Origin of the sequence: Streptomyces sp. NPDC047982, assembly GCF_043204165.1 — a bacterium.
Lineage (GTDB): Bacteria > Actinomycetota > Actinomycetes > Streptomycetales > Streptomycetaceae > Streptomyces.
Map to the genome: position 1 here is coordinate 26,851 of NZ_JBIDBS010000001.1, position 26,989 is coordinate 53,839.

Here is a 26,989-nt window from a genome sequence, read left to right on the forward strand (position 1 = left end):
CCCGCCGCGTCTCCCTCCCTCCCGCCCGTTTCCCCACCCGTTTCCCCGCCCCGCTCCCCCACCCGTTTCCGCCGGAACCGTGGCCCCTCCGGAACGTCCGCAGCTCGGGAACGCCCAGCTACACCGGCTCCTCCTGCGGCGAGACCTCCGGCGTCCGTAGCGCCGTCGGCTCGCCCGGCAGGCTCATCGCGTAGGCGCGGAGCTCGGCCGCCGAGGAGGCCGACGACTGCGGCGCCGGCTCCGAGGGCTCCGGTTGCGGCGAGGCCGGCGGCTCGGGAGCGGGCGGCTCGGACGGTGACGGCGAGGTCTCGGGCCGCTGCGGCACCTCGGAGCCCGGCCGCGAGGGCTCCGGCTCCGGCTGCCCGCCGCCCCGCTCCGGTTCCGGGGCGCCCGGCCCGGCCGGTGCGCCCGCCGTCTCGCCCCGCTCCGCCCGGGGCCGGGCGCCCGGCGAGCCCGAAGGCGCGGCGGAACCGCTCGGCCGCGCGGACTCGGCCGCCTCCCGCTCGGAATGCGCCTCGGCGCGCCCGCCCCCGGCACGGGAGCCGCCCGTACCGGACACCGTGTGGCCGTCGGGCTCGGCCGCACTTCCCTTCGGATCGGACGACGGCTTCGACGACGGCTTGTCCCCGTCGTCGCCGACGCTCATGCAGCCGGTGGATGCGGCGACCGTCAGCGCGACGACGGCCGCCCAGCGGGCGGGAACTGACAACTGGCGCACGGGCGGTACCTCCGGATGTGCGGGGAGGAGCGGGAAGGAGGAGACACGAGAGAAGACAGCGGGACGAGGAGAGGGAGAGCGATGAGGGAACGAAGGACAGAAGGGCGGAGGAGTACGGGGGGAAGGGGGAAGGGATCACAGACGAAGCGGCACGGGCCGGAGCTCCCCGGCTCCGCGCCCGACGTGCCCAACTCCCTTTGCACCGCTGGGGACACGCCCCTCACCCGCCCACGTGCCTTGCGCACGTCACCCGCACCGCACGCGTGTGTCACCGCCACTCCACGCGCCGCCTCGTCGCCGGCCCCGCCGCGCCCGACCGCTCGCGACGCGCTCCCACCGCACCCGATGCGCCCCGGCCGCCCGGGTACGCGCCCGGGCGCTCACTCCGTACGCGACGCGCGTACGCGCCCGCGCGCTCACCCGTAACCGAGCGCGTGCAGCCTTTCATCGTCGATGCCGAAGTGGTGGGCGATCTCGTGGACGACCGTGATCTCGGTCTCCGCGACCACGTCCTCGCGCGACTCGCACATCCGCAGCGTCGGCCCGCGGTAGATGGTGATCCGGTCCGGCAGCACCCCCGCGTACCACTCGCCGCGCTCGGTGAGGGGCGTGCCCTCGTACAGTCCGAGCAGTTCCGGATCGGCAGGGTCCGGTTCGTCCTCGACGAACACCGCGACGTTGTCCATCAGTCGCGTCAGCTCCGGCGGGATCCGGTCCAGCGCCTCGGCGACCAGTTCCTCGAACTCCTCGCGCGTCATCTCCAGCACGCCGTCATTCTCCCGGTTCTCCGGTACGGCCGCTCACCACACCCCGCACCGCCGACGGCGCACCACGGCGCACGATGACAGGCGGCGGCGCACGGCGGCGGACGACGGTCGAGGTCAGCGGCCGTCCGCCGCCGGACCGCTGCCACGCCTATTCGGTTTGGCCGACGCCGAAACGCCGTAGTACAGTCTGCGACGTGCCCAAGGGCGCCGGTCAGGGCTTGACCGTTCCGAGTTCCCGGAGATCATTTACCGGAGATCGAGGAAGAAGCGGAACCCCCTGGGGGAAAGCGGAGTCACATGTTTCTCCCGTCCCTTCCGGGACAGCCAGGGACGAAACAGCAGTGCCAGTAGTTACGCCCTCATCGTCTAGTGGCCCAGGACGCCGCCCTTTCAAGGCGGTAGCACGGGTTCGAATCCCGTTGGGGGCACGCACAACCTTGTGCGACACTTAGTCGCACAACAGCTTGGTCCTGTGGAGCAGTTTGGAGTGCTCGCCACCCTGTCAAGGTGGAGGCCGCGGGTTCAAATCCCGTCAGGACCGCTGCAGCTCCTGTGAGCTGCGTGGCTGGGTAGCTCAGTTGGTACGAGCGATCGCCTGAAAAGCGATAGGTCGCCGGTTCGATCCCGGCCCCAGCCACCGCCCGAAGGCCCCGTCCGATGGACGGGGCCTTCGTCGTGTCATGCCTCTTCGCGGTCCGCCGGGTTCACGCCACCCGGTCCGGGCCCGCCACCCGGCCCGGCCTCACCGGCCGAGCCGATCTCGTCGGCCGAGCCGATCTTGTCGGCCGTACGCCGACCGCGCCAGGCCCGTACCGCCAGGAACAGCAGCACCATCACGACCACGGCCACCAGGGCCGACCCGTCCGACACTCGTTCCCCGACGCGCTGGGCCCACTGCTCCACGGCGAACGACTGATCCACGCCCAGCAGCCCGGGCAGCGCGGTCGTCCCGTCGTACACCAGGAACAGCACGCCGAGACCGATGAAGAAGATCCCGGACAGCAGCGTCGTGGTGTGCAGTTCGAAACGGCCGAGCCGGAAGGCGCGGCCGCGCAGCCAGGCCCGGCGGCCCAGCTCGAACCGCTCCCAGAGCAGGGCGAGCAGGAAGAGCGGGACCGCCATGCCGAGGGCGTAGACGGCGAGCAGCAGCCCGCCGTAGACCGGGCTGCCGCTGACCGCCGCCACGGTGAGGACACTGCCGAGGATCGGCCCCGCGCAGAAACCGGCCAGTCCGTATACGGCGCCCAGCGCGTACACCGAGACGGCGGTGGTCGGACGGATCCGACCGCTGAGGGCGGCGATCCGACGCGAGGCGAAGCCCAGGCCGACGATCTGCGCGACGCCGAGAGCGATGATCAGCCACCCGGCGCCGAGGACGAGCGCGTCGCGATGGCCGTAGAAGAGCCGTCCGGCGTACGAGCCCGCCGCACCGAGCGGAACCAGGGTGGTGGCCAGACCGGCGTAGAAGATGCCGGTACGGGCCAGCAGCCGTGAGGCGGAGTCGATGGAGTACGCGAAGAAGGCCGGCAGCAGCAGGGCGCTGCACGGGCTGACCAGGGCGAGCAGCCCGCCGAGAAAGGCCGCGAAGTAGCCGATGTCGGCCGTCATTCCGTGCCGCTCCCGTCGCCGTCGGCCCCGGTGCCCTGGGGCTGGGGCGCGGAGGAGCGGGCCTTCTCGGCCGCTGCTTCGATGGCCTGGACGAAGGTCTCCATCGGCTGGGCCCCGGCGATCGGACGGCCGTTGACCAGGAACGACGGAGTGGAGGCCGCGCCGATCCCGTATCCCTGCTCCTGGTCCTTGTTCACCGCCGCGGAAGCGGCCGGGCTGTCCGTGTCGCGCGCGAACCGTTCGAGGTCGGCGACCCCGGCCTGCTGGGCGAGGGCCTTGAGCTGGGCCTTGCCGAACCCCTTCTCCATCGCGCCCTCGGCGTACGCGGCGCGGTGGAACTCCCAGAAGCGGCCCTGCTGCCCGGCCGCCCAGGCGGCGCGGGCGGCGGCCTCGGACCCGGCGCCGAAGATCGGGAAGTTGCGCCACTCGATGCGCAGGGTGCCGTCCTCGACGTACTTCTTCACCAGGGCGGGTTCGGTTTCGCGGGCGAACTTCCCGCAGTAGCTGCACTTGAAGTCGGCGTACTCGATGAGGACGACGGGCGCGTCCACCCGGCCCACCGCGAGCGGGTCACCGGCGTCGCGCCGGGCGAGCTTCTCGAGCTCCGGGAAGACCTCGGCGTCCGCGTCCGCGGGGACGTCGGCGACCGACGAGGACGAGGACGGCCCCGACTGGTCGGGGGTGGTGGCCCGGTAGGAGACGAAGCCGAGCGCCGCGGCCGCGATCACGACTGCGGCCCCATAGAGCAGCGGCTTCCTGGACGACCCGCGCGACGGCTTGGCTCCGGGTCGGGGAGCGGACTTGGACGTGGACGCGGATCCGGGACTGGGTTTGGACGTGGACATGCAGAACTCCATACGGGGTGATACGGAAGGAGAAGGTGGACGGCGGGCGGGAGGGCCGTCGTCTACACCCTGAGTACGGAGAGCTCCACGGGAGTGGGCGCGGCGGGTGCCGGGCCTGTCGGCCGTATCCGGACGCGCGGACCGACCGGCTCCGGGCCGGTGGCGGCGGGCAGTCCCCATTCGGCGAGACCGGGCGCCTGGTCGGCCCCGGAGCGGGCCCGCCCCGGCAAGGCGGGCGCGTCGTCCGCGTTCTTGCTCTTGCCGCATCCGGGCACGGGGGCGCGGTTCGGAACCGAGTCCGCGGCCATGACCACGTCAGTGACAGTGGCAGTCAAGGTGGCAGCGACAGTCGTGACAGTGGCAGCCCCGGCGGCGTCCACCGCGTCGGCGTCCGCGGAAGCCCCTGTGTCCCCGGCAGTCTGCGCGCCCATGGCCGCTCGCGCGGCCACACGACCCTCACCCGCGACAGCCGTCCCCGATCCGCAGAACAGCGCCAGTACGACCACGAGCACCGCGGTCAGGCAGCACCACTGCGCTCGGGACACGGACACGGACACGGCGACCGGCCTTTCCGGACGGGGGCGACGGGGTGGACGGGGTGACGGGGGCGCCGGGGAGCGACGCGCCGCAACGGGTGGTCGGCTGCCGAAATGGTACGTGCTGTGATCCCGCGCCTCCGTGCCGTGTCGTCCGGCTCACGCACCATCGGACCGCACGGCTCGCGCACCGCCCGCCCACGCCCGGCCCACACACCGCCATCCGGCTCAGCCACCACCGGACCCCGCGGCGCAGCCACCACCAAACCGTACGGCTCACGCACCACCGGACCCCGCGGCTCACGCACCGCCGCGCCATCCCGGTGCTGACGCCTGCCGCCACCATGCCGGTACCGACGCCGGCGCCGTGACCCGGACCGCACGAAATGGGTTCGCCGTTCTTCGGGCCCGAATGAGATCCTGGGGTCCGTATGTCTACTTCCTTCGCCGATCTTCAGTCCCGGCTCGGAGAGCTCTCGCTCCGCGACGCCCACCGGCTCGGCCGCCGTCTCGAAGGGGCGCGCCGCATCCGCAAGCCCGAGGCCCGGCAGGCCGTGCTGGACGAGATCGCCACCGAGGCCAAAAAAGCGGCCGAACGGCTCGCGCTGCGTGCCGGGCGGGTACCCGCCGTCTCGTATCCGGAACAACTCCCGGTCAGCCAGAAGAAGGACGAGATCCTGGAGGCGATACGCGATCACCAGGTCGTGATCGTCGCCGGGGAGACGGGCTCCGGCAAGACCACGCAGATCCCGAAGATCTGCATGGAGCTCGGGCGCGGCGTCCGGGGCATGATCGGGCACACGCAGCCGCGCCGGATCGCGGCCCGTACGGTCGCCGAGCGCGTCGCCGAGGAGTTGCGGACCCCGCTGGGCGAGACGGTCGGTTGGAAGGTCCGCTTCACCGACCAGGTGAACCCCGACGCGACGTTCGTCAAGCTGATGACGGACGGCATCCTGCTCGCCGAGATCCAGACGGACCGCGAGCTGCGCGCGTACGACACGATCATCATCGACGAGGCCCACGAGCGGTCGCTGAACATCGACTTCCTGCTCGGTTATCTGGCCAGGCTGCTGCCCAGGCGTCCGGACCTGAAGGTCGTCATCACCTCGGCGACGATCGACCCCGAGCGGTTCGCGCGCCACTTCGGCGAGGCCCCGATCATCGAGGTCAGCGGGCGTACGTACCCGGTCGAGGTGCGTTACCGCCCGCTGCTGGAGGAAGACGCCGACGACACGGCGGACACCGACCGGGACCAGATCACCGCGATCTGCGACGCCGTCGACGAGCTCCAGTCCGAGGGGCCCGGCGACATCCTGGTCTTCCTCTCCGGCGAGCGCGAGATCCGCGACACCGCGGACGCCCTGAACAAGCGGAACCTCCGCCACACCGAGGTGCTGCCGCTCTACGCCCGTCTCTCGCACGCCGAGCAGCACCGCGTCTTCCAGCGGCACACCGGTCGGCGGATCGTGCTGGCGACGAACGTCGCCGAGACCTCGCTGACCGTCCCGGGCATCAAATACGTGATCGACCCGGGCACCGCCCGGATCTCCCGCTACAGCCACCGCACCAAGGTCCAGCGCCTGCCGATCGAGCGGATCTCGCAGGCCAGCGCCAACCAGCGCAAGGGCCGCTGCGGCCGTACGTCGGACGGCATCTGCATCCGGCTGTACTCCGAGGACGACTTCCTGACCCGCCCGGAGTTCACCGATCCCGAGATCCTGCGCACGAACCTCGCCTCCGTCATCCTCCAGATGACCGCGGCCGGCCTCGGCGACATCGAGCGGTTCCCCTTCATCGACCCGCCGGACCACCGCAACATCCGTGACGGCGTCCAGCTCCTCCAGGAGCTCGGCGCGCTGGAACAGGGCGAGAAGCCCGCCCCGGACGCCCGCGGGGGCGAACGGGAGGAACGGGCCGAGGGGAAGAAGGGGCAGCGGCTCACCCCGCTGGGCCGGAAGCTCTCCCAGCTGCCCGTCGACCCGCGTCTGGCACGCATGGTCATCGAGGCCGAGCGCAACGGCTGTGTCCGCGAGGTCATGGTGATCGCCGCCGCGCTCTCCATCCAGGACCCGCGCGAGCGGCCCGCGGAGAAGCAGACGCAGGCCGATCAGCAGCACGCCCGCTTCAAGGACGAGACCTCCGACTTCCTGGCGTTCCTGAACCTGTGGCGGTACATCCGCGAGCAGCAGAAGGAGCGCGGCTCCTCCAGCTTCCGCCGGATGTGCAAGCAGGAGTACCTGAACTTCCTACGCATTCGCGAATGGCAAGACATCTACGCGCAGCTGCGCACGGTCGTGAAGCAGATGGGCATCGAGCCCAACCCGGAGGACGCGCCCGAGCAGTCGGTGCACGTCTCGCTGCTGGCCGGGCTGCTCTCGCACATCGGGCTGAAGGACACGGAGAAGAACGAGTACCTGGGTGCCCGCAACGCCAAGTTCGCGATCTTCCCCGGCTCGGCGCTCTTCAAGAAGCAGCCGCGGTTTCTGATGTCGGCCGAGCTGGTCGAGACGTCCCGGCTGTGGGCGCGGGTCAACGCCAGGGTCGAGCCCGAGTGGATCGAACCGCTGGCCCAGCACCTGCTGAAACGCACCTACAGCGAGCCGCACTGGGAGAAGGACCAGGCGGCAGTGATGGCGTACGAGCGCGTCACGCTGTACGGAGTACCGATCGTCGCCCAGCGCAAGATCAATTTCGGCCGGATCGACGCCGAGACGTCCCGTGATCTCTTCATCCGCCACGCGCTGGTCGAGGGCGACTGGCGGACGCACCACCAGTTCTTCCACGCCAACCGCAAGCTGCTCGGCGAGGTCGAGGAGCTGGAGCACCGCGCCCGGCGCCGCGACATCCTCGTGGACGACGAGACGCTCTTCGACTTCTACGACCAGCGCATCCCCGAGCACGTGGTCTCCGGGGCGCACTTCGACTCCTGGTGGAAGCACAAGCGCCGCGACGAGCCGGACGCGCTGGACTTCGAGCGCTCGATGCTCATCAACGAGAAGGCCGGGGCCGTCACCAAGGACGACTACCCGGACTCCTGGCGGCAGGGGAAGCTCAAGTTCCGGGTGACGTACCAGTTCGAGCCCGGTGCGGACGCCGACGGCGTGACCGTCCACGTACCGCTCCAGGTGCTCAACCAGGTCACCGCCGAGGGCTTCGACTGGCAGATCCCGGGCCTGCGCGAGGAGGTGGTCACGGAGCTGATCCGCTCGCTGCCCAAGCCGATACGCCGGCACTACGTCCCCGCGCCGAACTACGCGGAGAAGTTCCTGGACCGGGCGGTTCCGTCCGCCCCTGGCGACCCGATGTCACGGCAGGAACCGCTCACGGTCACGCTCGCGCGCGAGCTCCAGCGGATGGTCGGCGTCCCGGTCACGGCGGAAGACTTCGACCTGAGCCGCGTCCCGGACCACCTGAAGATCACGTTCCGGATCGTCGACGAGCGGCGCCGCAAGGTGGCCGAGGACAAGGACCTGGAGGCGCTGAGGCTCCGGCTGCGCCCCAAGGCCCGTCAGGCCCTCTCCAAGGCCGCGGCGGCCACTGCGGGCCCCTCGGGCGAGTCCATCGAGCGTTCGGGCCTCACGGACTGGACGATCGGCACGCTGGACCGGGTCTTCGAGACCCGGAGGGCCGGTCAGCCGGTCAAGGCGTACCCGGCGCTGGTGGACCAGGGCGGGACGGTCGCCGTACGGCTCTTCGACACCGAGGCCGAGCAGCAGCGGGCGATGTGGCTCGGCACCCGCAGGCTGATCATGCTGAACGTGCCGGTGAACCCGGCCAAGTTCGCCTCGGACAAGCTCTCGAACCAGCAGAAGCTGGCGCTGTCCGCCAATCCGCACGGTTCCGTGCAGGCGCTGTTCGAGGACTGCGCGACGGCCGCCGCCGACCGGCTGATCGGCGCGCACGGCGGCCCGGCCTGGGACGAGGAGTCGTACCGCAAGCTGTACGACAAGGTGCGCGCCGACCTCGTCGCGCTGACCGAGCACACGGTCAAGCAGGTGCAGCAGGTGCTGGCCGCCTGGCAGGCGTGCGAGCGGCGCCTGAAGGCCACCAACAGCCTCGTCCTCGCCGCCAACGTCACCGACGTACGGAAGCAGCTCTCGGACCTCGTGCCACCGGGCTTCGTCACCGCGACCGGGCTGCGCAGGCTCCCCGACCTGATGCGCTACCTGGTCGCCGCCGACCGTCGGCTCCAGCAGATGCCGACGGGCGTCCAACGCGACACCACGCGCATGGAGAAGGTCCACGAGATGCAGGACGAGTACGCCTGGCTGCTCGAACAGCTGCCGCAGGGCAGGCCCGTGCCGCAGGAGGTCCTGGACATCCGCTGGATGATCGAGGAGCTCCGGGTCAGCTACTTCGCGCACGCTCTGGGGACGGCCTACCCCGTCTCCGACAAGCGGATCGTGAAGGCGATCGACGCCGCGGCCCCCTGATCCGGAAGGGCCGCCCCCGCGACCGGAGCCGCCGGATCCGCGGGGCCACGCCCTTGAGATCGGAGCGGCCACAGCGGTGACGGGGCAATCACCAGGAGTGAAGTCGACCGGACCCTCCGACCTGCTGTACAGTCTGTCTTCGCAGCCAGCCGCAAGGCAGCAGCGAAAACCTGGTCCTGTGGAGCAGTTTGGAGTGCTCGCCACCCTGTCAAGGTGGAGGCCGCGGGTTCAAATCCCGTCAGGACCGCAGTACGAAAGCCCGGATCCCTCGGATCCGGGCTTTCGCGCGTTCCAGCCCAGCCGACGGGCCCGCCCGCCCCTCCTCCCTCACCCCCGCGCTCTCCCCGCACCCACCACGGGGACCGTCGCGTCGGCCGTCAGCCATCACTGCCGCACCCACAGCCGACACACCGTCAGACCCGCTCGAAGCCCACCACGGGGTCCGTGGCGGCCTTTTGGGGACGGGGCGCAGGAATTCCCCCCGACCGCCCGCACGCGGCGCCAGAACGGCATCTCGGGGATCCAGGGTGAAAGTCCCTCGACCGAGTGACCAACAGTGAGGGAAACCGTGCCCCAAAGGTGGCAGGCTCGACGTGATGCGACTCATACGGTGTGACGGGAGTCACTAAAGGAGTTTCCCGAAGAGGCGACCTTACTCCCTTCCTACAACTACCGAATTTAATATGTGCAATTGCACCTACCCGATGGCGGCGTCGCAGGAGAGCTGCGGGCGCGGCACGAAAGCCGTCCGACTGCACCTCGGAATACCCTCGACCAACCCCGCCCGACTTCCCCGGAAAGGCCGGCAGCGCCCCCCGGAATCCACACGGAGGCACAGGCCGGTCCGGCATTCGCGTCCCGGAGCCAACCGGCCGCCCGGTTTTCAGTGGCCCCGGAACAGGCCCCTCGGCCCCGGCCCCCCGATACCCGCACGACGGCCGACGCACCCGGAGACTCCGGGACGCCCGGACTCCGGGGCCGCCGGGAACGGCACGGGCGGAACGCACGACGCCGCCCCGGAGGAGAAGCCCGAAAGGCCCTCCCCCGAGGCGGCGGAGCACAAAAAGAGATCGCGCCGGACCCGGCGGAGTCCAGCGCGATCGAATGACGTACCCGTGTCGCACAGGTATGGCGCCCGTTGGGGCGGGCGCCCGCCATATGGAGCCATGAGCGGGTCTAGGCGGGCTGGGGGACCCGGGAACCCGGTTGTGACGCGGCGACAGGGGGCGTGTCAGGCCTCGCTGCGCTGCTGCGGAATGCCCGCGAGCAGCGCGCGGACCTCTGCCTCGCGGTAGCGGCGATGTCCACCGAGCGTGCGGATGGACGTGAGCTTCCCCGCCTTCGCCCAGCGGGTAACCGTCTTCGGGTCCACGCGGAACATCGTGGCGACCTCAGCCGGGGTCAGCAGCGGCTCGGCATCAGGGGTGCGAGCGGTCATGAGCGGCCTCCTCGGGAGAACCGAACCATCTCGGTTCTTTTCTCTAAATTCTGCACCTTGACCCGCGTTGCCCGAAATGGCGGACGCGGGCCGAGTCGGTTATAGGACGAACGGCTTGTCCTCGGCACTACAACTACACCATCCGTCCAGCCACGTCGGCCAAACCGATGGAATTGCCCTCCCAGGTGTTCATCAGCGACGGAAGCCGATGGACCATGCCATAGCGGACAGTCACGCCACCGTGACAATCAGTCACAGAGCGATCAGGAGTCACCAGACCCCCCATAGCGTGCAATGCAGAGCAATCCGCCCCCAGTTGGACGGAAGGAGCCCTCCCCGGACTCCTTGTCCTATTTTGGCACGAGGGGTAGGGAAGGACGCAAGGGCCCAGTTAGTGCTTTCCATCACGCTTGAGAAAAAGGCCCGGTTCAGGACGTAGGTCCCATCAGCCTTTGAAGTATTGTTCCGCCTCTTCATCCCCACGTGTCACACGCCACAAAGGTTCAGACGCGACAAGGGCGCATTCAGTTCGCGAATTGACGATCTCTTACCGCACGCCAGCGTTCTGCCAGCCGCCCGTACGCCTCGCTCGCCCGGGCGGTGTCGCCGCCCCGCAGCGCCTCCACCCCCTCGGCCACATCGGCGGCCGAGTGGTCCGCGGCGAGCCGTTCCGCTGGCAAGGCATGCACCAGACCCGCGTAGTCCAGCTCCACCAGCGCCCGCGGATGGAACTCCTCCAGCCAGCGCCCCACCTCCACGAGCCCGTCGGTCAGAGGCCCTTCGTCCTCGGTCTCGCGCAGGGTCCGCAGCACCCTCGCCAGCCGGCGCCGGGCCTGGACCATCGGTGTCCGGTAGCGCAGTACCGGCGGCTCGCCGCCCTTGCCCGCCTCCGCGTACTCCCGCTCGTCGTCGGCGAAGAGCGCGAACCAGCGCACCGGCACCTGCCACAGCGAGGTCAGGATCCACGGCCTGGCGTCCGGATTGCGCTCCGCCCACCGCTCGTGGTCCGCGACCGCCTGACCGCGCACCACCGGCGGCAGCACCGCGTCGAGCACCGGCCCCGGGAACAGGTCCGCCAGCTCCCCCAGGGCCAGCCAGCCGCGCAGCCTGGTCCGCCACGGACAGACGCACACCACACCGTCCGCCTCGGCGACGAACGCGTCCCCGCTCTCGTGCGCCGGCACCCCGACCGGCGGCGTGGCCACCAAGTCCGCGAGCGAGCGGCGCAGTTCGTCCTGGGCCGTGGGTCTGTGCGCGCGTCCCGCGTAACGGGCCCAGTGGCTCCGCTCGGGCTCCGGGAAGGCGGCGAGGGGTTCGTACACCCGGAGGTAGGACGCGTACGGGACGAGCACCGAGGACACCACCGACATGCCGTAGATCGTGTCATGCCCGTACTCCTCCAGGGGGTGATCCTCGGCACCCGGCCTGATCTACCTCCGCGTAGGACTTACGCTCTTGCCCAGTCGGACCCGCCTGCCGGCCGGTCCACGGCCCTCCCCACCTTCAGGAGGGTCCTCCGCCGCTTCGTACTTGGGAGTCACCACAGTGACCGATGTGACCGGCGCGCCTGTCGATGTACTGCACACCCTGTTCCACTCGGACCAGGGGGGCCACGAGCAAGTCGTGCTCTGCCAGGACCGCGCCAGCGGCCTCAAGGCCGTGATCGCCATCCACTCCACCGCCCTGGGCCCGGCCCTCGGCGGTACCCGCTTCTATCCGTACGCCTCCGAGGAGGAGGCCGTCGCGGACGCGCTGAACCTGTCGCGCGGCATGTCCTACAAGAACGCCCTGGCCGGTCTCGACCACGGCGGCGGCAAGGCTGTGATCATCGGCGATCCCGAGCGGATCAAGTCCGAGGAACTGCTGCTGGCCTACGGCCGCTTCGTGGCCTCGCTCGGCGGCCGTTACGTGACCGCGTGCGACGTCGGCACGTACGTCGCCGACATGGACGTCGTCGCCCGCGAGTGCCGCTGGACCACCGGCCGCTCCCCCGAGAACGGCGGCGCCGGCGACTCCTCGGTGCTCACCGCGTTCGGCGTCTTCCAGGGCATGCGGGCGTCCGCGCAGCATCTCTGGGGCGACCCGACGCTCCGTGGCCGAAAAGTAGCGGTCGCCGGAGTCGGCAAGGTCGGTCACCACCTGGTCGAGCACCTGCTGTCGGACGGTGCCGAGGTCGTGATCACGGACGTGCGCCAGGAGTCGGTGCGCCGTATCACGGCGAAGCACCCCGAGGTGGCCGTCGCCGCGGACACCGAGACGTTGATCCGCACCGAGGGCCTCGACATCTACGCCCCGTGCGCGCTCGGCGGCGCACTCAACGACGACTCCGTGCCCGTGCTCACCGCCAAGGTGGTGTGCGGGGCGGCGAACAACCAGCTCGCGCACCCCGGTGTCGAGAAGGACCTGGCGGACCGGTCGATCCTGTACGCACCCGACTACGTCGTGAACGCGGGCGGTGTCATCCAGGTCGCGGACGAGCTGCACGGCTTCGACTTCGACCGGTGCAAGGCCAAGGCGTCGAAGATCTTCGACACCACGCTCGCCATATTCGCACGTGCGAAGGCGGACGGCATCCCGCCGGCCGCCGCGGCCGACCGGCTCGCTGAGCAGCGGATGGCCGAGGCGCGCCGCGGCTGACAGCGACGGTCCGTGGCACTGCGCGATCAGAGTGTGGCGCAGCGTCCCGTGACCTACGATTCGTCGACCGGCGTGAGACTTCTCTCCCCGGTCGGCGGGTCGCATGCCAGGAAGAGGTTAAAATCGCAGTTGACCAGCGAGGACAGGGCTTCTCGCAGGTCCTCTTCCGGGGCGCTCGATGCGGGCGGCGTACCGTATGGCCGCGGAAGCAGGTACCGTTAAAGCCCTACGGGCGCGGTCTCTCAGATGAGAGTCCGTCCTGAAACATGAACGCGTGTCAAGACTCTGGGGCCGTCGAGCCCCGTCACCGAGGGGGTCGAGCCATGGGGCGCGGCCGGGCAAAGGCCAAGCAGACAAAGGTCGCCCGCCAGCTGAAGTACAGCACCGGCGGGACTGACCTGTCGCGTCTGGCCAATGAGCTGGGCGCGTCGTCTTCAAGTCAGCCACCGAACGCGGAGCCGTTCGAGGACGAGGAAGACGACCCGTACGCGCGGTACGCGGATCTGTACAACACCGACGACGAGGACGAGGACGAGGACGACAAGTCCGGTCCTGCGTCAAAGCGCCGCGGCGCTTGACCTCGCGCTGACACATCAACCCGGTCCGGGCGTCCCGGACCGGGTTCTGTGCTACCCCGATCCGGTGAGCGCCCAGTTCGGTGTCCGACGGGCCCCGGCGGCCACGGGCGCGACGGCCGGCGGGGTGACCGGGTCGCCCCGGTCACCGACTCGCTCCCCGCACTACGCTGCGTAGTCACCCACCAGCCCTGCGCCGGAGGTGTGCTCGCCGCGTTCGACGATCTCGCCCGCGACCCAGGAGTCGACCCCGCGGTCGGCCAGCGCGGTCAGGGCCACGTCGACGGATTCGGCGGGGACGACGGCGATCATGCCGACGCCCATGTTCAGCGTCTTCTCCAGCTCCAGCCGCTCGACCCGGCCGACGGTGCCGACCAGGTCGAAGACCGCGCCGGGCGTCCAGGTGGAGCGGTCCACCCTGGCGTGCAGTCCGTCGGGGATGACCCGGGCCAGGTTGTTGGCCAGGCCACCGCCGGTGACGTGACTGAAGCCGTGCACCTCGGTCGTACGGGTGAGGGCCAGGCAGTCCAGCGAGTAGATCCGGGTGGGCTCCAGGAGCTCCTCGCCGAGGGTGCGGCCGAACTCCTCGACCTCGCGGTCCAGCGCCCAGCCGGCCCGGTCGAAGAACACGTGCCGGACGAGTGAGTACCCGTTGGAGTGAAGACCGGACGACGCCATGGCGATCACCACGTCACCCTTGCGGATGCGATCCGGGCCGAGCAGCCGGTCGGCCTCGACCACGCCCGTACCGGCGCCCGCGACGTCGAAGTCGTCCGGGCCCAGCAGTCCGGGGTGCTCGGCGGTCTCGCCGCCGACCAGGGCGCAGCCCGCGAGGACACAGCCCTCGGCGATGCCCTTCACGATCGCCGCGACCCGTTCCGGATACACCTTGCCGACGCAGATGTAGTCGGTCATGAAGAGAGGCTCGGCGCCGCAGACGACCAGGTCGTCGACGACCATGCCGACGAGATCGCGGCCGATGGTGTCGTACACGCCCATCTTGCGGGCGAGGTCGACCTTGGTGCCGACGCCGTCGGTGGCGGAGGCGAGCAGCGGGCGCTCGTATCGCTTGAGGGCGGAGGCGTCGAAGAGGCCGGCGAATCCGCCGAGGCCGCCGAGGCCCTCGACCTCGGGACGGCGGGTCTTCTTCACCCACTCCTTCATCAGCTCGACGGCGCGGTCGCCGGCCTCGATGTCGACGCCCGCTGCCGCGTAGGAAGCACCTGTTGTCTCAGACATGGCCTGGGATCTTTCGTGTGGAGATACGGGGCTGGTGGGCCAGGGAGTACGACCGGCCGTCACGGACGACGCAGGGCGTCGGACGCGGCGGTCGCCGCAGGGCCTGCCGCCAGCTCGGTCTCCAGCAGTTGCTTGCCGAGCAGCTCCGGGTCCGGCAGCTCCATCGGGTACTCGCCGTCGAAGCAGGCGCGGCACAGGTTCGGCTTGGCGATCGTCGTCGCCTCCACCATCGCGTCGAGCGAGATGTACGCGAGCGAGTCCGCGCCCATCGACGCGCCGATCTCCTCGACCGTCATGCCGTTGGCGATCAGCTCGGCGCGGGTCGCGAAGTCGATGCCGAAGAAGCAGGGCCACTTGACCGGCGGGGACGAGATCCGGATGTGGATCTCGGCGGCGCCCGCCTCGCGGAGCATCCGGACCAGGGCGCGCTGGGTGTTGCCGCGGACGATCGAGTCGTCGACGACGACGAGGCGCTTGCCCTTGATGACTTCCTTGAGCGGGTTCAGCTTGAGGCGGATGCCCAGTTGGCGAATGGTCTGCGACGGCTGGATGAAGGTCCGGCCGACGTAGGCGTTCTTCACCAGTCCGGCGCCGAAGGGGATGCCGCTGGCCTCCGCGTAGCCGATGGCGGCGGGCGTGCCGGACTCCGGGGTCGCTATGACCAGATCGGCCTCGACCGGGGCCTCGGCGGCCAGCTTGCGTCCCATCTCCACGCGGGAGAGGTAGACGTTGCGCCCGGCGATGTCGGTGTCGGGGCGGGCCAGGTAGACGTACTCGAAGACGCAGCCCTTGGGCTTCGCTTCCGCGAAGCGCGAGGTGCGCAGACCGTTCTCGTCGACGGCGACGAGTTCGCCCGGCTCGATCTCGCGGACGAAGCTGGCGCCGCAGATGTCGAGGGCCGCGGTCTCGGAGGCCACCACCCAGCCGCGCTCCAGGCGGCCGAGGACCAGCGGGCGGATCCCCTGCGGGTCACGGGCGGCGTAGAGGGTGTGCTCGTCCATGAAGACGAGGGAGAAGGCGCCCCTGACGTCCGGGAGCACCTTCGCGGCGGCCTGCTCGATGGTGAGCGGCTTGCCGTCGTCGTCGGTCTGGCCGGCGAGCAGCGCGGTCACCAGGTCGGTGTCGTTCGTCGCGGCGACCTGGGTGGCACGTCCGTCCTTGCGGGGAAGGTCGGCGACCATTTCGGCGAGCTGGGCCGTGTTGACCAGATTGCCGTTGTGCCCGAGGGCGATCGAGCCGTGCGCGGTGGCACGGAACGTCGGCTGCGCGTTCTCCCAGACCGAGGCCCCGGTGGTGGAGTAGCGGGCATGGCCGACCGCGATATGGCCCTGGAGAGACCCCAGGGAGGTTTCGTCGAAGACCTGCGAGACCAGTCCCATGTCCTTGAAGACGAGGATCTGGGACCCGTTGCTCACTGCGATGCCCGCGGACTCCTGTCCACGGTGCTGCAGGGCATACAGTCCGAAATAGGTGAGCTTGGCGACCTCTTCGCCGGGAGCCCAGACACCGAAGACGCCACATGCGTCCTGGGGGCCCTTCTCTCCGGGGAGCAGGTCGTGGTTGAGTCGTCCATCACCACGAGGCACGCCACCGAGTGTAGGCGAGATCGACCACTGGTCCGAATTCGGGATACCGCGCCGGGCCATCGGGGAAGCGCTTCCGGGAGTGGTCCTACGCCCCTGGCGGACGGTTACGTGGAGTGAGCGCACGGCCGTCGCGAGGGGTCTACGGGGCGGGCATGGATCGGCCACAGGGCGGCGGCAACGCGGATCAGCGCGGCGATACCGGCGATTTCCGGCCACGGGGGCCGGGGGTGCGCCGGGGCCGGATGGTGGCGCTCGGTGAACCGGCCGACGGTCCGGCGCGGAACCTGGCCGAACGCGCGTTTCGTGGCGAGGCTCACACCCCGGGGCCGCCGGACATGTCGGATTCGGCGCGTACGGAACCGCTTCGTGGCGGTCGGCCGTTCCTCCGGACGGTCGGACCTCTGGTTCGCCCTGGCCACGAGGCCGCCCGGGTCCCCGGACCCTCAAGCCCCCGGCCCCCGGATCCCTGGCTTGCCCGGATCACCTGGATCGCCCGGTTCGTCCGGGCCCCGGGTCGTTCGCATCGCCCGGATCACGTGGACGGCCGGGGTCGCGTGAACGGCTCGACCGCCTGGACGGCCAGGACCGTGCGGATCACTCGCCGGGTTCCGCGGCCGCGGCGCCGAGCGACGCATCGTTCTCCGAGGCGAGGGCCAGGGTGCGCTCGTCGATCCGGTACGTCGTCCGCCCGTCCAGGACCCCCAGCAGCGCCTTACACGGGGTCGTCCCGGCGCACGAGCTGCTCACCGCATCAGGGGCAGGAGGGAGGAGAGGTCGGCCCGCTCGCCGCTCGCGGCGACCCGCGCGGCATCGAGGGCGTGCGCCCATTCCGTACGGCCGGTGGCGAGCCTGATCCAGGTGAGCGGATCGGTCTCGACGACGTTGGGCGGCGTACCGCGGGTGTGCTTGGGGCCCTGCACGCACTGGACCACGGCGAAGGGCGGGATGCGCACCTCGACCGAGCCGCCCGGCGCCTTCTCCGCGAGGGCGTCGGCGAGCAGCCGGGTGCAGGCGGCGAGCGCCTGTCGGTCGTACGGGATGTCGAGGCCGGTGGCCTCGTTCAGGTCATCGGTGTGCACGACGAGCTCCACGGCGCGGGTGACGAGGAAGTCCGTCAGCCGCATCGCCCCGGCCGGTGTGGGCAGCAGCCGTTCGTCTCCCGTGCGCGGCACCCGTTCCTCGAACCGCCCGGCGGCCTCGCCGAACAGCGCGTCCAGGTCGGGATGTTCGGCGGCGAGCGCCCTGGTGCCGGCGGCGATCCGCTCGGACTGACCGGCGGTGGCGAGGGGCCAGGCGAGGAGGGCCTGCCCGGATTTCGAGGCGGCGGGCCCGGACCGCTCCGGCTCCCGTGCGGCCTGCGAGAACGCCAGGACCACATGGGCTGCGAGTTCGCGCACGGTCCAGTCGCCGAGCCGGGTCGGCAGCGCGAGCTGTTCGGGCGTCAGCGTACGGACGGCTTCCCGGACATGGGTGAACTGCGCCAGGACCGCGCTGCGGGTCCGGGCCGGATCGTAGCGGCGGGCACGTTTCTGGGACGGCGGCATGCCCGGGAGCCTACGGCCCCCGACCGGCGTACGGGCCCCGACCGGCTTACGGGCACGGGCCGACGTACGGGCCCCGACCGGCGTACGACAGACCACGGTCCGCGGGCCCACGCACCGACGGTGGAGGGACGGCGGGGACGACGGACCGGAACGGCGGCTGTCTCAGCGCCGGATCGCGAAGGTGCCCAGACCGCGCGCGAGCAGGTCGAGACCGCGCTCCGCGAGCGCGACGGCGTCCGCGGCGATCGCGTCGGCCGGTTCGCCCGCCAGCAACCGCAGTTGGTTCGCGAGGATGAGGGAGTTGCGGGTGCTGATCAGCTGGGCGGCCACGATCCGGGCGACGGGCGGTTCCTCCCCCTCCTCGGTCAGGACCTCGGCGAGCAGTTCGTGGGAGCGCAGGGAAAGCGCGTGGGCGCGGATCAGGAGAGCCGGTGTCTCCTGGATCAGCCGGCTCACGTCGAGCACCATCGGCGCGTCGCTCATGCCGACCGACGGGTCGCGGCGCTCGATGGCGGCCAGGAATTGCGCGCGCACGGCAGTCAGGGCGGATTCTCCGGGGGCCCGGTCCCGCACCACCCGCGCGACGTCACCGATGTGCTCCGCCAACGGCGCGAGGACCAAGTCCTCCTTGCTCGCGAAGTAGTTGAAGACCGTCATCTTCGACACCTCGGCCACCTCGGCGATCTCGGCGACCGATACCTTGTCGAAGCCACGCTCGGCGAAGAGTTCGGTGGCCGCGGTCCACAGACGGTGGCGCGTCTGGAGCTTCTTGCGCTCCCGCAGGCTCATCCCCTCGGTCATGCCTTCACTATACCAGGATAAATGTTGAGCCGAGAGTAATTCTTACCTCGGTAAATTCCTAGGCGTACGGGCCGAGGGCGTGCAGAGCCGCCGGGGGTGCGCGGGCGTACGTTCCGTCCGTACCCGCGTCCGTTCGGAGCAGGGCTGCGGCCCCGCCCCCGGGCATTCGCCGGAACGGGGCGGGGCCGCAGCCCTCGGTACGGGCGGTCGTCAGGCGAGCAGACCCGGGATGGTCTCCTCGTGCGCGGTGCGCAGCTCGCTCAGCGGGATGCCGAACTCGCCCTGGACCTCGATCTCGTCCCCGTCCACGACACCGATCCGGGCGACGGGCAGACCGCGCGCCCCGCACATGTCGTTGAAGCGCAGCTCCTCGCTGCGCGGAACGGAGACGATCGCGCGCCCCGCCGACTCGGAGAAGAGGAACGTGAACGCGTCCAGACCGTCCGGCACGACCAGGCGGGCGCCGTTGCCGCCGCGCAGGCAGGACTCCGTGACGGCCTGGATCAGGCCGCCGTCGGACAGGTCGTGCGCCGCGTCGATCATGCCGTCGCGGGAGGCCGAGATCAGGATCTCGGCGAGCAGCTTCTCGCGCTCCAGGTCGACCTTCGGCGGCATGCCGCCCAGGTGGCCGTGGACGACCTCGGACCACGCCGAGCCGCCGAACTCCTCGCGCGTCTCGCCCAGCAGGTAGAGGAGCTGGCCCTCCTGCGCGAACGCGACCGGCGTACGCCGGGAGACGTCGTCGATCACGCCGAGCACGGCGACGACCGGCGTCGGGTGGATCGCCGTCTCACCGGTCTGGTTGTACAGCGACACGTTGCCGCCGGTGACCGGGGTGCCCAGCTCCAGGCAGCCGTCCGCGAGACCGCGGGTCGCCTCGGCGAACTGCCACATGACGTCCGGGTCCTCGGGCGAGCCGAAGTTCAGGCAGTCCGAGACGGCGAGCGGCTTGGCGCCGGTGGCGGCGACGTTGCGGTACGCCTCCGCCAGCGCGAGCTGCGCGCCGGTGTACGGGTCGAGCTTGGCGTACCGGCCGTTGCCGTCGGTCGCCATGGCCACGCCCAGGTTCGACTCCTCGTCGATCCGGACGATGCCGGCGTCCTCGGGCATCGCGAGCACGGTGTTGCCCTGCACGAACCGGTCGTACTGGTCCGTGATCCAGGACTTCGACGCCTGGTTCGGGTGCGCGACCAGCTTCAGGACCTGCTCGCGCAGCTCGGCGCCGTCCGCCGGACGGGCCAGCTCACCCGCGTCGTCGGCCTGGAGCGCGTCCTGCCAGGACGGGCGGGCGTACGGGCGGTGGTACGTCGGGCCCTCGTGGGCGACCGAACGCGGAGGGACGTCGACGATCTGCTCGCCGTGCCAGAAGATCTCCAGGCGCTCGCCCTCGGTCACCTCACCGATGACGGTGGCGATGACGTCCCACTTCTCGCAGATCTCCAGGAAGCGGTCGACGTGCTGCGGCTCGACGATCGCGCACATGCGCTCCTGCGACTCGCTCATGAGGATCTCCTCGGGCGAGAGCGAGGAGTCGCGCAGCGGCACGGTGTCCAGCTCGACGCGCATGCCGCCGGAGCCGGCGGAGGCCAGCTCGGACGTGGCACAGGAGAGCCCGGCCCCGCCGAGGTCCTGGATGCCCGCGACGAGCTTCTCCTTGAAGACCTCCAGGGTGCACTCGATGAGGAGCTTCTCCTGGAACGGGTCGCCGACCTGGACGGCGGGGCGCTTGGCGGGCTTCGTGTCGTCGAAGGTCTCGGAGGCCAGCACCGAGACGCCCCCGATGCCGTCGCCGCCGGTGCGGGCGCCGTAGAGGATCACCTTGTTACCGGGGCCGGACGCCTTGGCCAGGTGGATGTCCTCGTGCTTCATCACACCGATGCAGCCGGCGTTGACGAGCGGGTTGCCCTGGTAGCAGGCGTCGAAGACGACCTCGCCGCCGATGTTGGGCAGACCGAGGCAGTTGCCGTAGCCGCCGATGCCCGCGACGACGCCCGGCAGGACGCGCTTGGTGTCGGGGTGGTCGGCGGCGCCGAAGCGCAGCGGGTCGACGACCGCGACCGGGCGGGCGCCCATGGCGAGGATGTCGCGGACGATGCCGCCGACGCCGGTCGCCGCGCCCTGGTAGGGCTCGATGTACGACGGGTGGTTGTGCGACTCGACCTTGAAGGTGACCGCGTAGCCCTGGCCGACGTCGACCACACCGGCGTTCTCGCCGATGCCGACGAGCATCGCGTCGTTGGCGGGTGCCTTCTCGCCGAACTGCTTGAGGTGGACCTTGCTGCTCTTGTACGAGCAGTGCTCCGACCACATCACGGAGTACATGGCGAGCTCGGCGCCGGTGGGGCGGCGGCCCAGGATCTCGTGGATCCGGGCGTACTCGTCCTCCTTGAGGCCGAGCTCCTTCCAGGGCTGCTCGACGTCCGGGGTCCCGGCCGCGTGCTTGACCGTATCCAGGCTCATGCGTTGACCAGCTTCTTGATGATCGAGGTGAAGAAACCGAGGCCGTCGGTGCGGCCGGTTCCGATCAGCGGCTCGACGGCGTGCTCCGGGTGCGGCATCAGGCCGACGACGTTGCCCTCGGCGTTGGTGATGCCCGCGATGTCGTTCAGCGAGCCGTTCGGGTTCATGTCCAGGTAACGGAAGGCGACACGGCCCTCCGCCTCCAGCTCGTCGAGCACGCGCTCGTCGGCGACGTACCGCCCGTCCATGTTCTTGAGGGGTACGGAGATCTCCTGGCCCGCGGAGTAGTCCGACGTCCAGGCGGTCTCCGCGTTCTCGACGCGGAGCTTCTGGTCGCGGCAGATGAAGTGCAGGTGGTTGTTCCGCAGCATCGCGCCGGGCAGCAGATGCGCCTCGGTCAGGATCTGGAAACCATTGCAGATGCCGAGCACCGGCATCCCCGCGCGGGCCTGCTCGATGATCGTCTCCATGACGGGCGAGAAGCGGGAGATCGCACCGGCCCGCAGATAGTCGCCGTAGGAGAAACCGCCGGCCAGGATGACCGCGTCGACCTGGTGCAGATCCTTGTCGCGGTGCCACAGCGATACGGGTTCGGCGCCCGCGACTCGTACGGCCCTGAGGCTGTCCTTGTCGTCCAGCGTGCCGGGAAAGGTGACGACTCCGATTCGGGTGTTACTGCGGCCCGAAGGGCCTCCCTCACGGGTGGTGGTGGGAGACGGGCGGGAAGTCACTTGGACTCCTCGGCCTTCTCCACCTTCACGGTGAAGTCCTCGATGACGGTGTTGGCGAGGAAAGTCTCGGCCATCTCATGAATGCGACCGAGGGCGTCGTCGTCGACCGGCCCCTCGACCTCCAGCTCGAAACGCTTTCCCTGACGTACGTCCGCGATTCCCTCGAAGCCGAGACGGGGCAGTGCGCGCTGCACCGCCTGTCCCTGCGGGTCGAGGATCTCGGGCTTGAGCATGACGTCGACTACGACGCGTGCCACTGGCACTCCCGTGTGGTGTGGTGCGACTGGTTCTCCGGGGGGCTCCCCTGACCCCCGCAGCTTCCCTCAGCGTACCTGGCCCGAAATTCTACGCGAGTAGACAGATGAGTACGCGATCACGGCGGGATATCGGCCGCGACAACGGCCGGGGAAAAATCTGCGAAAAGATTCCTCGCCGAAGACAGACATAGAACCGTGACACGCGGAGACAATTAGCCGGACTTCACAATGCGATGCCCACCGCTGTACAAATGATTACCGGGGAATGCAGCATTGCCCCCTGGACAGTCGACACCGGTCGGCCGAACAGTCGATACCGGTCGACTCGTATCCGCCCGAAGGGCTCACATCCCCCCGAGGGCCGGAAGGCCGACATCGGCGCACGCCAAACGCGCCGACGCCGTAGGAAAGGACCGATATCCGTGGCTCAGCGCGTAGTGGTCACGCTCTTCGACGACATCGACGGGGGAGCAGCGACGGAAACGGTCACCTTCGCCCTGGACGGGAAGTCGTACGAGATCGACCTCAATGCCTCCAACGCAAAGAAACTGCGCAAGGCTCTGGCGCCGTACATGTCGGCGGGCCGAAAGCAGACAAATGTCGGCAAGCGCGGCAGGAAGCCCGCGTCGTACCGGCACACCTCGCTCGAACCCGACCCGGCGGCCGTACGCGCCTGGGCCCGTTCGCACCAGATGGAGGTACCGGCCCGCGGCCGGATCCCCAAGAAGGTCTATGAAGCGTTCCGCGCGGCCGGTTGAGAAGCCGAGGACGCCCACCGGCCCGGGTGCACGGCCCTCCGGACACCCGGCACCGACGACCGCCGACCCGCCCCGCGGGAGTGATCACCGGCTCGCCCGCCGACCTCCCGACCGTCGACCCGGACCGTCTCGACAGCGCTCCGCGATCACCGACTTGCGCTGCACCCCCGCAGGTCGGCTAAAGTCTGGAGCACGCCGAAGGGCAAGGCCGAAAAGCCAAACCCCAAGCAGCGTGCGGGTGTAGTTCAGTAGTAGAACATCCCCCTTCCAGGGGGAAGGCGCAGTGTGCAATTCCTGTCACCCGCTCTGCACCACTCCTACCGACCATTGCGGTGGATCAGGTAGAGTAGTGCTCGCACCGCCCGGAAGTACTCTCCGCAAGGAGTACAATGAGCGGAAGCAATGCGGACGTGGCTCAGTTGGTAGAGCATCACCTTGCCAAGGTGAGGGTCGCGAGTTCGAATCTCGTCGTCCGCTCTTGATGGGAATGAAGGCCCCGGTCGATTTCGACCGGGGCCTTCTTCGGGTTCTCTTGTCAAGAAGCATCCGGTCAAGAAGCATCCGGCCCGGTACGGGCTCGCCGCGATCCTGTCGTTCTCGACCTCCAGATGCCGGGCGCCGATGGTGTGAGTGTTGCCACATCCCCGCGGGACGCACTGCCCGACTGCCGGACGGTGATCGTGACGAGTCACGGGCGGGCCGGGACATCTGAGACGGGCACGCGCGGCCGGTGTCCGAACCTTCGTGCCGAAGACCGTCAGCGCCCGGAAGCCGGTCGGGATTGCCGCACCGTTCGCGCCGGAAACCGTTATGTGGACCGGGAGTCGGCGGCCGACGCGATCTGCGCAGGGGACTCGCCGCTCACCGCGCGCGAGACCGAGGTGCTGGAATCGGCGGCCGACGGGGCACCGGTCGCGGAGATCGCCGAACGGGCCTCACTGCCCCGGGGGACGGAACGGAACCACCTCTCGGCGGCCGTCTCGAAAGCTCGGGGCGGAGAACCGTCATGCGGCCGTGCGTCTCGCACGCGAGCGGGGATGGGTATAGTGGTCCTCGCGCTTCGGCGCTTGCGGACGTAGCTCAGTTGGTAGAGCGCAACCTTGCCAAGGTTGAGGTCGCCAGTTCGAACCTGGTCGTCCGCTCAGTTGAACAAGAAGCCCCGGCCTCCCGGTCGGGGCTTCTTGGCGTTTCAGGGCTTCGTTCCGGTGCGGGTCATCCGCTCGGTGCTCTGGTGCGGTTGTGTGCGCGGCCGGCGTGCTGGTGCGGGTACCCGGTCGGCGACCGGGTACCCGGCTGCTCACTTCCAGGGCATGCCGGTGAGGAGTTCGTACGCCTCCAGGTACTTCGCCCGGGTCGCGTCCACGATCTCCTGGGGGAGCGCCGGGGGCGGCTGCTCGCTCCTACGGTCCCAGCCGGAGGCCGGCGAGGTCAGCCAGTCACGGACGAACTGCTTGTCGTAACTGGGCTGCGGCCTGCCCGGCTCCCAGTCGGCGGCGGGCCAGAAGCGGGAGGAGTCCGGCGTCAGGACCTCGTCCGCGATGATCAGTTCCTCGCCACCATCGGCGGTGGGGGCGAAACCGAACTCGAACTTCGTGTCGGCGAGGATGATCCCGCGCTCACGCGCGATGTCGCGGGCCCTGCCGTACACGTCCAGCGTGGCGCGACGCAGCTGTGCGGCGGTCTCCGCGCCGACCTGCCGGGCCACCTCCTCGTAGCTCACGTTCTCGTCGTGATCTCCGACGGCCGCCTTGGTGGCGGGCGTGAAGATCGGCGCGGGGAGTTCGGAGCCGTCGACGAGGCCCTCGGGGAGGGCGAGACCGCAGACCGTACGGGACTCGTTGTACTCGACGAGCCCGGAGCCGGTGAGATAGCCGCGGGCGACGCACTCGACCGGAACCATCCGCAGCGACCTGCAGACCAGCGTGCGGCCCTCCCAGTCGGCGGGGGCTCCTGCGGGCAGCTCCGTGGACAGCACGTGGTTGGGCACGAGGTCGGCGAGCTGGTCGAACCACCACAGGGAGAGCCGGGTGAGGACACGGCCCTTGTCCGGGATCTCGGTGGGCAGAACCCAGTCGTACGCGGAGATGCGGTCGCTGGCGACCATGACGAGGTCGCCCGCCTCGTTCCGGTACAGGTCGCGCACCTTGCCGGTGTGGAGGTGAGTGAGCCCCTGAACCTGCACGGGCTCGGGCTTTTCTACAAATCCGGACACGCTGCCTCCGCGTAGGTTGATCCAGGAGTCGTTTCGATTCTCCCGTATCAGGGTGCGGTGGGGTGGAGCGGGGGCACGCGGGGCGCTCGGGGCGTACAAGGCATATGGGGTATCCGTGCGTATTGACGGCATCGCGGTTGGCGTCGTGACGGCCCTTGGACGTCGACGTCTTAATAAGTCGTGACAGCCCTTGTAGGGGCCGGTCGGGTCGGGTTTCGGTCCGGGCGGTTTCCGTGCCTGCCGGGATTCTGTTCGCTCAGGCCAGTGCGTTGAGTCTCATCCGCTGAGCTCGGTTCACGGTTGTTCGCCGGTTCACGATTGTTCGCCCGGGTCCGTCCGCTCGTTCCGGTCAGTTCATGCTGGTCGGTTCGTTCAGTCCCGTTTGCAGATGCGGTCCAGAAGATTGACCGTGGCGCGCTGGATACGGGGGTCCACGTGACCGGGACGGTCCAATGCCGGGGACCAGGCGAAGGTGCCGGAGGCGAAGACGAGCGCGCCGGACGGAGCCCGGTACAGGGAGGTCTCCTGGTGCCGGATGACCCCTTCGCCGTCCTGGTACGGAGAGTGGGCGAGCAGGATGCGGCTGTCGTGGTCGGGGAGCGCGGTGCGCGGGAAGTAGCGGTCGGCCTCGCCTGCGACCAGACCGTCGATCTCGTCCCCCTCCCCGGCGCCCGTCGCCTCCCACAGCCAGTGCTCGGCGTTCCGTACGACGAGGGGGTGGGGGTCAGGCACGCGACCCGCGTACTGGATGCCGAGAAGTTGCTGCTCGGGCCGGTCGATCTCGCGCCAGAGCGCGGGTCTTCCCGGCCCCTGGCGCTTGCGGCAGGTGAGCAGCCGGTCCGGGACGCCGGAGGGCGACGGGGAGAGGCAGACCTGCCAGTACATGGTGTTGGCGGAGAGGAAGACGAGCGAGGTGCCGCCGTCGCGGGCTTCCTCGGCGGTACGGCGCATGGGCACCGACCAGTACTCGTCGTGGCCGGGGAAGACCAGCCCCCGGTAACGGCTCGGGTCGATCCGGCCCGCGTGCAGGTCCCGGGTGTCGGCGTACGCGACGTCGTAGCCGTACCGCTCGGCCCAGCGGATGAAGTCATAGGCGTGACCGACGTGAAGCGGCAGACCCGCGCCCGCGTAGGGGCGGTCGAAGGAGACGGTGACGGCGGCGTCCTCCTCGCCCAGGAGGCGGCCCTGCTCGTCCCATGCGTGGTACAGGCTGGCGCCGGCCCGGCCGTCCTCCGGATAGAGGTTGTACGCCTGCCAGGTGACGTCGGGGAGGAGCAGCAGCAGATCGGCGGGGCGGTCGTCGCGGATCGTGAACGGGATGTGGGAACGGTGCCCGTCGGCCGTGGTGAGCACGGCGACATACGCGCCGACCGACCAGTACGTGGGGATCTGCAGCCGCCACGACTGCCACCAGTGGTGACAGGAGACCGTGCGGTCGGCGATGAGCGGCGCGGGCTGGACGATGCCGGAGAGCCGGGGGCTCGTGGTGATCTTCGCGGCGCCGTCGCCGCCGTAGTGGCCGATGCGGTAGACGTCCACGGAGAACTGCTGCGGCGGGTCCACGGTGATGTGGAAGTCGAGCGCCTCGCCGGGGGCGGCGGCGCCCGTGGAGACGAAGCCCTTGATCTGACGGTGCACGTCATCGGCCGTACGGGTGCCGCCGTCGGAGGAGCGGGCCAGGGTGGGGTCCGCGTACCAGGGGACCATGTGCCCGGTGTCGTCGAAGTAGTTCTCACTGCCACGCAGCCAGGGCAGGGGCCCCTGGCCGAAAGGATCGGAGACGGCGTGTGCCAGGGCACCCGACTCCCATCGACGAATCTGCTCCGCCCCCATACCGCTTCTCT

At 70.0% G+C, this 26,989-nt stretch carries 21 protein-coding genes, 7 tRNA genes and 1 pseudogene; 12 read left to right on the forward strand and 17 right to left on the reverse strand.

The window, feature by feature from the left end:
- Positions 1–118: 118 nt before the first annotated feature.
- Positions 119–718 carry a hypothetical protein gene (locus tag ACGF2V_RS00085; RefSeq protein ID WP_362619907.1) on the reverse strand — a complete coding sequence of 200 codons (600 nt, stop codon included), beginning with the start codon at positions 716–718 and terminating at the stop codon, positions 119–121.
- Positions 719–1,134: 416 nt separating this feature from the next.
- On the reverse strand, positions 1,135–1,485 hold the full coding sequence (locus ACGF2V_RS00090) for a metallopeptidase family protein (protein WP_351517974.1): 351 nt from the start codon (positions 1,483–1,485) through the stop codon (positions 1,135–1,137).
- 355 nt (positions 1,486–1,840) lie between these two features.
- Between ACGF2V_RS00090 and ACGF2V_RS00095 the strand changes: the two genes are divergently transcribed.
- The 3 genes from ACGF2V_RS00095 to ACGF2V_RS00105 all read left to right on the forward strand — a co-directional run bounded on the left by ACGF2V_RS00095 (position 1,841) and on the right by ACGF2V_RS00105 (position 2,122).
- Positions 1,841–1,913, forward strand: a tRNA-Glu gene (locus ACGF2V_RS00095).
- Between the two features lie 38 nt (positions 1,914–1,951).
- Positions 1,952–2,026, forward strand: a tRNA-Asp gene (locus ACGF2V_RS00100).
- A 22-nt stretch (positions 2,027–2,048) separates the two neighbouring features.
- Positions 2,049–2,122: transfer RNA gene (locus ACGF2V_RS00105), tRNA-Phe, on the forward strand.
- A gap of 41 nt (positions 2,123–2,163) precedes the next feature.
- Here the strand turns inward: ACGF2V_RS00105 and ACGF2V_RS00110 are convergent.
- The 3 genes from ACGF2V_RS00110 to ACGF2V_RS00120 form a co-directional block, all read right to left on the reverse strand.
- Positions 2,164–3,093, reverse strand: coding sequence for a cytochrome c biogenesis CcdA family protein (locus ACGF2V_RS00110; protein WP_362619906.1), 930 nt, complete (start codon positions 3,091–3,093; stop codon positions 2,164–2,166).
- A complete protein-coding gene (locus ACGF2V_RS00115; RefSeq protein ID WP_362619904.1) occupies positions 3,090–3,938 on the reverse strand; it encodes a DsbA family protein in 849 nt (282 codons plus the stop codon). The genes ACGF2V_RS00110 and ACGF2V_RS00115 overlap by 4 nt, the downstream gene beginning before the upstream one ends.
- A gap of 62 nt (positions 3,939–4,000) precedes the next feature.
- The gene (locus ACGF2V_RS00120; RefSeq protein WP_362705874.1) at positions 4,001–4,495 is read right to left on the reverse strand and encodes a hypothetical protein; all 495 of its coding nucleotides are present in this window, start codon (positions 4,493–4,495) and stop codon (positions 4,001–4,003) included.
- 410 nt (positions 4,496–4,905) lie between these two features.
- On the opposite strand from ACGF2V_RS00120, the gene hrpA reads away from it, so the two are divergent.
- Positions 4,906–8,907 carry an ATP-dependent RNA helicase HrpA gene (hrpA, locus tag ACGF2V_RS00125; protein ID WP_362705871.1) on the forward strand — a complete coding sequence of 1,334 codons (4,002 nt, stop codon included), beginning with the start codon at positions 4,906–4,908 and terminating at the stop codon, positions 8,905–8,907.
- Positions 8,908–9,079: 172 nt separating this feature from the next.
- Positions 9,080–9,154: transfer RNA gene (locus ACGF2V_RS00130), tRNA-Asp, on the forward strand.
- Between the two features lie 984 nt (positions 9,155–10,138).
- Here the strand turns inward: ACGF2V_RS00130 and bldC are convergent.
- Both bldC and ACGF2V_RS00140 read right to left on the reverse strand, forming a co-directional pair.
- The gene (gene bldC, locus ACGF2V_RS00135) at positions 10,139–10,345 is read right to left on the reverse strand and encodes a developmental transcriptional regulator BldC (RefSeq protein ID WP_003949541.1); all 207 of its coding nucleotides are present in this window, start codon (positions 10,343–10,345) and stop codon (positions 10,139–10,141) included.
- Positions 10,346–10,869: 524 nt separating this feature from the next.
- Positions 10,870–11,715, reverse strand: a complete 846-nt coding sequence (locus ACGF2V_RS00140) for a hypothetical protein (RefSeq protein ID WP_362619898.1) — start codon at positions 11,713–11,715, stop codon at positions 10,870–10,872.
- 175 nt (positions 11,716–11,890) lie between these two features.
- Here ACGF2V_RS00140 and ACGF2V_RS00145 point away from each other — a divergent pair, with 175 nt between their 5' ends.
- Together ACGF2V_RS00145 and ACGF2V_RS00150 are read left to right on the forward strand one after the other, a co-directional pair.
- Positions 11,891–12,982, forward strand: a complete 1,092-nt coding sequence (locus tag ACGF2V_RS00145; protein WP_362705868.1) for a Glu/Leu/Phe/Val dehydrogenase dimerization domain-containing protein — start codon at positions 11,891–11,893, stop codon at positions 12,980–12,982.
- A gap of 323 nt (positions 12,983–13,305) precedes the next feature.
- A complete protein-coding gene (locus tag ACGF2V_RS00150; RefSeq protein WP_073786650.1) occupies positions 13,306–13,560 on the forward strand; it encodes a DUF3073 domain-containing protein in 255 nt (84 codons plus the stop codon).
- Positions 13,561–13,722: 162 nt separating this feature from the next.
- On the opposite strand, the gene purM is transcribed toward ACGF2V_RS00150, so the two are convergent.
- The 8 genes from purM to purS form a co-directional block, all read right to left on the reverse strand.
- Positions 13,723–14,796, reverse strand: a complete 1,074-nt coding sequence (gene purM, locus ACGF2V_RS00155; RefSeq protein WP_362619895.1) for a phosphoribosylformylglycinamidine cyclo-ligase — start codon at positions 14,794–14,796, stop codon at positions 13,723–13,725.
- 59 nt (positions 14,797–14,855) lie between these two features.
- Entirely contained in the window at positions 14,856–16,382 is a 1,527-nt protein-coding gene (gene purF, locus ACGF2V_RS00160) for an amidophosphoribosyltransferase (protein WP_362619894.1), read from the reverse strand.
- A 594-nt stretch (positions 16,383–16,976) separates the two neighbouring features.
- Positions 16,977–17,129, reverse strand: coding sequence for a hypothetical protein (locus tag ACGF2V_RS00165; RefSeq protein ID WP_362619892.1), 153 nt, complete (start codon positions 17,127–17,129; stop codon positions 16,977–16,979).
- Positions 17,126–17,926 carry a sterol carrier family protein gene (locus ACGF2V_RS00170; protein WP_362619890.1) on the reverse strand — a complete coding sequence of 267 codons (801 nt, stop codon included), beginning with the start codon at positions 17,924–17,926 and terminating at the stop codon, positions 17,126–17,128. Before ACGF2V_RS00170 ends, ACGF2V_RS00165 begins: the two co-directional genes overlap by 4 nt.
- Before the next feature lie 162 nt (positions 17,927–18,088).
- Entirely contained in the window at positions 18,089–18,727 is a 639-nt protein-coding gene (locus ACGF2V_RS00175; RefSeq protein WP_362619888.1) for a helix-turn-helix domain-containing protein, read from the reverse strand.
- A gap of 210 nt (positions 18,728–18,937) precedes the next feature.
- Positions 18,938–21,187, reverse strand: coding sequence for a phosphoribosylformylglycinamidine synthase subunit PurL (gene purL / locus ACGF2V_RS00180; RefSeq protein ID WP_362619886.1), 2,250 nt, complete (start codon positions 21,185–21,187; stop codon positions 18,938–18,940).
- The gene (purQ, locus tag ACGF2V_RS00185; RefSeq protein ID WP_362619946.1) at positions 21,184–21,852 is read right to left on the reverse strand and encodes a phosphoribosylformylglycinamidine synthase subunit PurQ; all 669 of its coding nucleotides are present in this window, start codon (positions 21,850–21,852) and stop codon (positions 21,184–21,186) included. Before purQ ends, purL begins: the two co-directional genes overlap by 4 nt.
- 62 nt (positions 21,853–21,914) lie before the next feature.
- Complete coding sequence (gene purS / locus ACGF2V_RS00190) at positions 21,915–22,175, reverse strand: phosphoribosylformylglycinamidine synthase subunit PurS (protein ID WP_362619885.1); 261 nt, start codon at positions 22,173–22,175, stop codon at positions 21,915–21,917.
- Between the two features lie 422 nt (positions 22,176–22,597).
- Here purS and ACGF2V_RS00195 point away from each other — a divergent pair, with 422 nt between their 5' ends.
- The 5 genes and pseudogenes from ACGF2V_RS00195 to ACGF2V_RS00215 all read left to right on the forward strand — a co-directional run bounded on the left by ACGF2V_RS00195 (position 22,598) and on the right by ACGF2V_RS00215 (position 24,075).
- Positions 22,598–22,933 (forward strand): Lsr2 family protein, encoded by a 336-nt coding sequence (locus ACGF2V_RS00195; protein WP_362619884.1) that lies wholly within the window; start codon positions 22,598–22,600, stop codon positions 22,931–22,933.
- A 234-nt stretch (positions 22,934–23,167) separates the two neighbouring features.
- Positions 23,168–23,239: transfer RNA gene (locus tag ACGF2V_RS00200), tRNA-Gly, on the forward strand.
- Positions 23,240–23,337: 98 nt separating this feature from the next.
- Positions 23,338–23,410 (forward strand) — tRNA-Gly (locus tag ACGF2V_RS00205).
- A gap of 59 nt (positions 23,411–23,469) precedes the next feature.
- A pseudogene (locus tag ACGF2V_RS00210) lies at positions 23,470–23,980 on the forward strand (LuxR C-terminal-related transcriptional regulator); the annotation flags it as partial.
- 22 nt (positions 23,981–24,002) lie between these two features.
- Positions 24,003–24,075 (forward strand) — tRNA-Gly (locus ACGF2V_RS00215).
- Between the two features lie 155 nt (positions 24,076–24,230).
- Here ACGF2V_RS00215 and ACGF2V_RS00220 read toward each other — a convergent pair.
- The gene (locus ACGF2V_RS00220) at positions 24,231–25,145 is read right to left on the reverse strand and encodes a phosphoribosylaminoimidazolesuccinocarboxamide synthase (RefSeq protein ID WP_362619882.1); all 915 of its coding nucleotides are present in this window, start codon (positions 25,143–25,145) and stop codon (positions 24,231–24,233) included.
- A gap of 372 nt (positions 25,146–25,517) precedes the next feature.
- Entirely contained in the window at positions 25,518–26,978 is a 1,461-nt protein-coding gene (locus tag ACGF2V_RS00225) for a N,N-dimethylformamidase beta subunit family domain-containing protein (RefSeq protein WP_362705865.1), read from the reverse strand.
- Between the last annotated feature and the right edge of the window lie 11 nt (positions 26,979–26,989).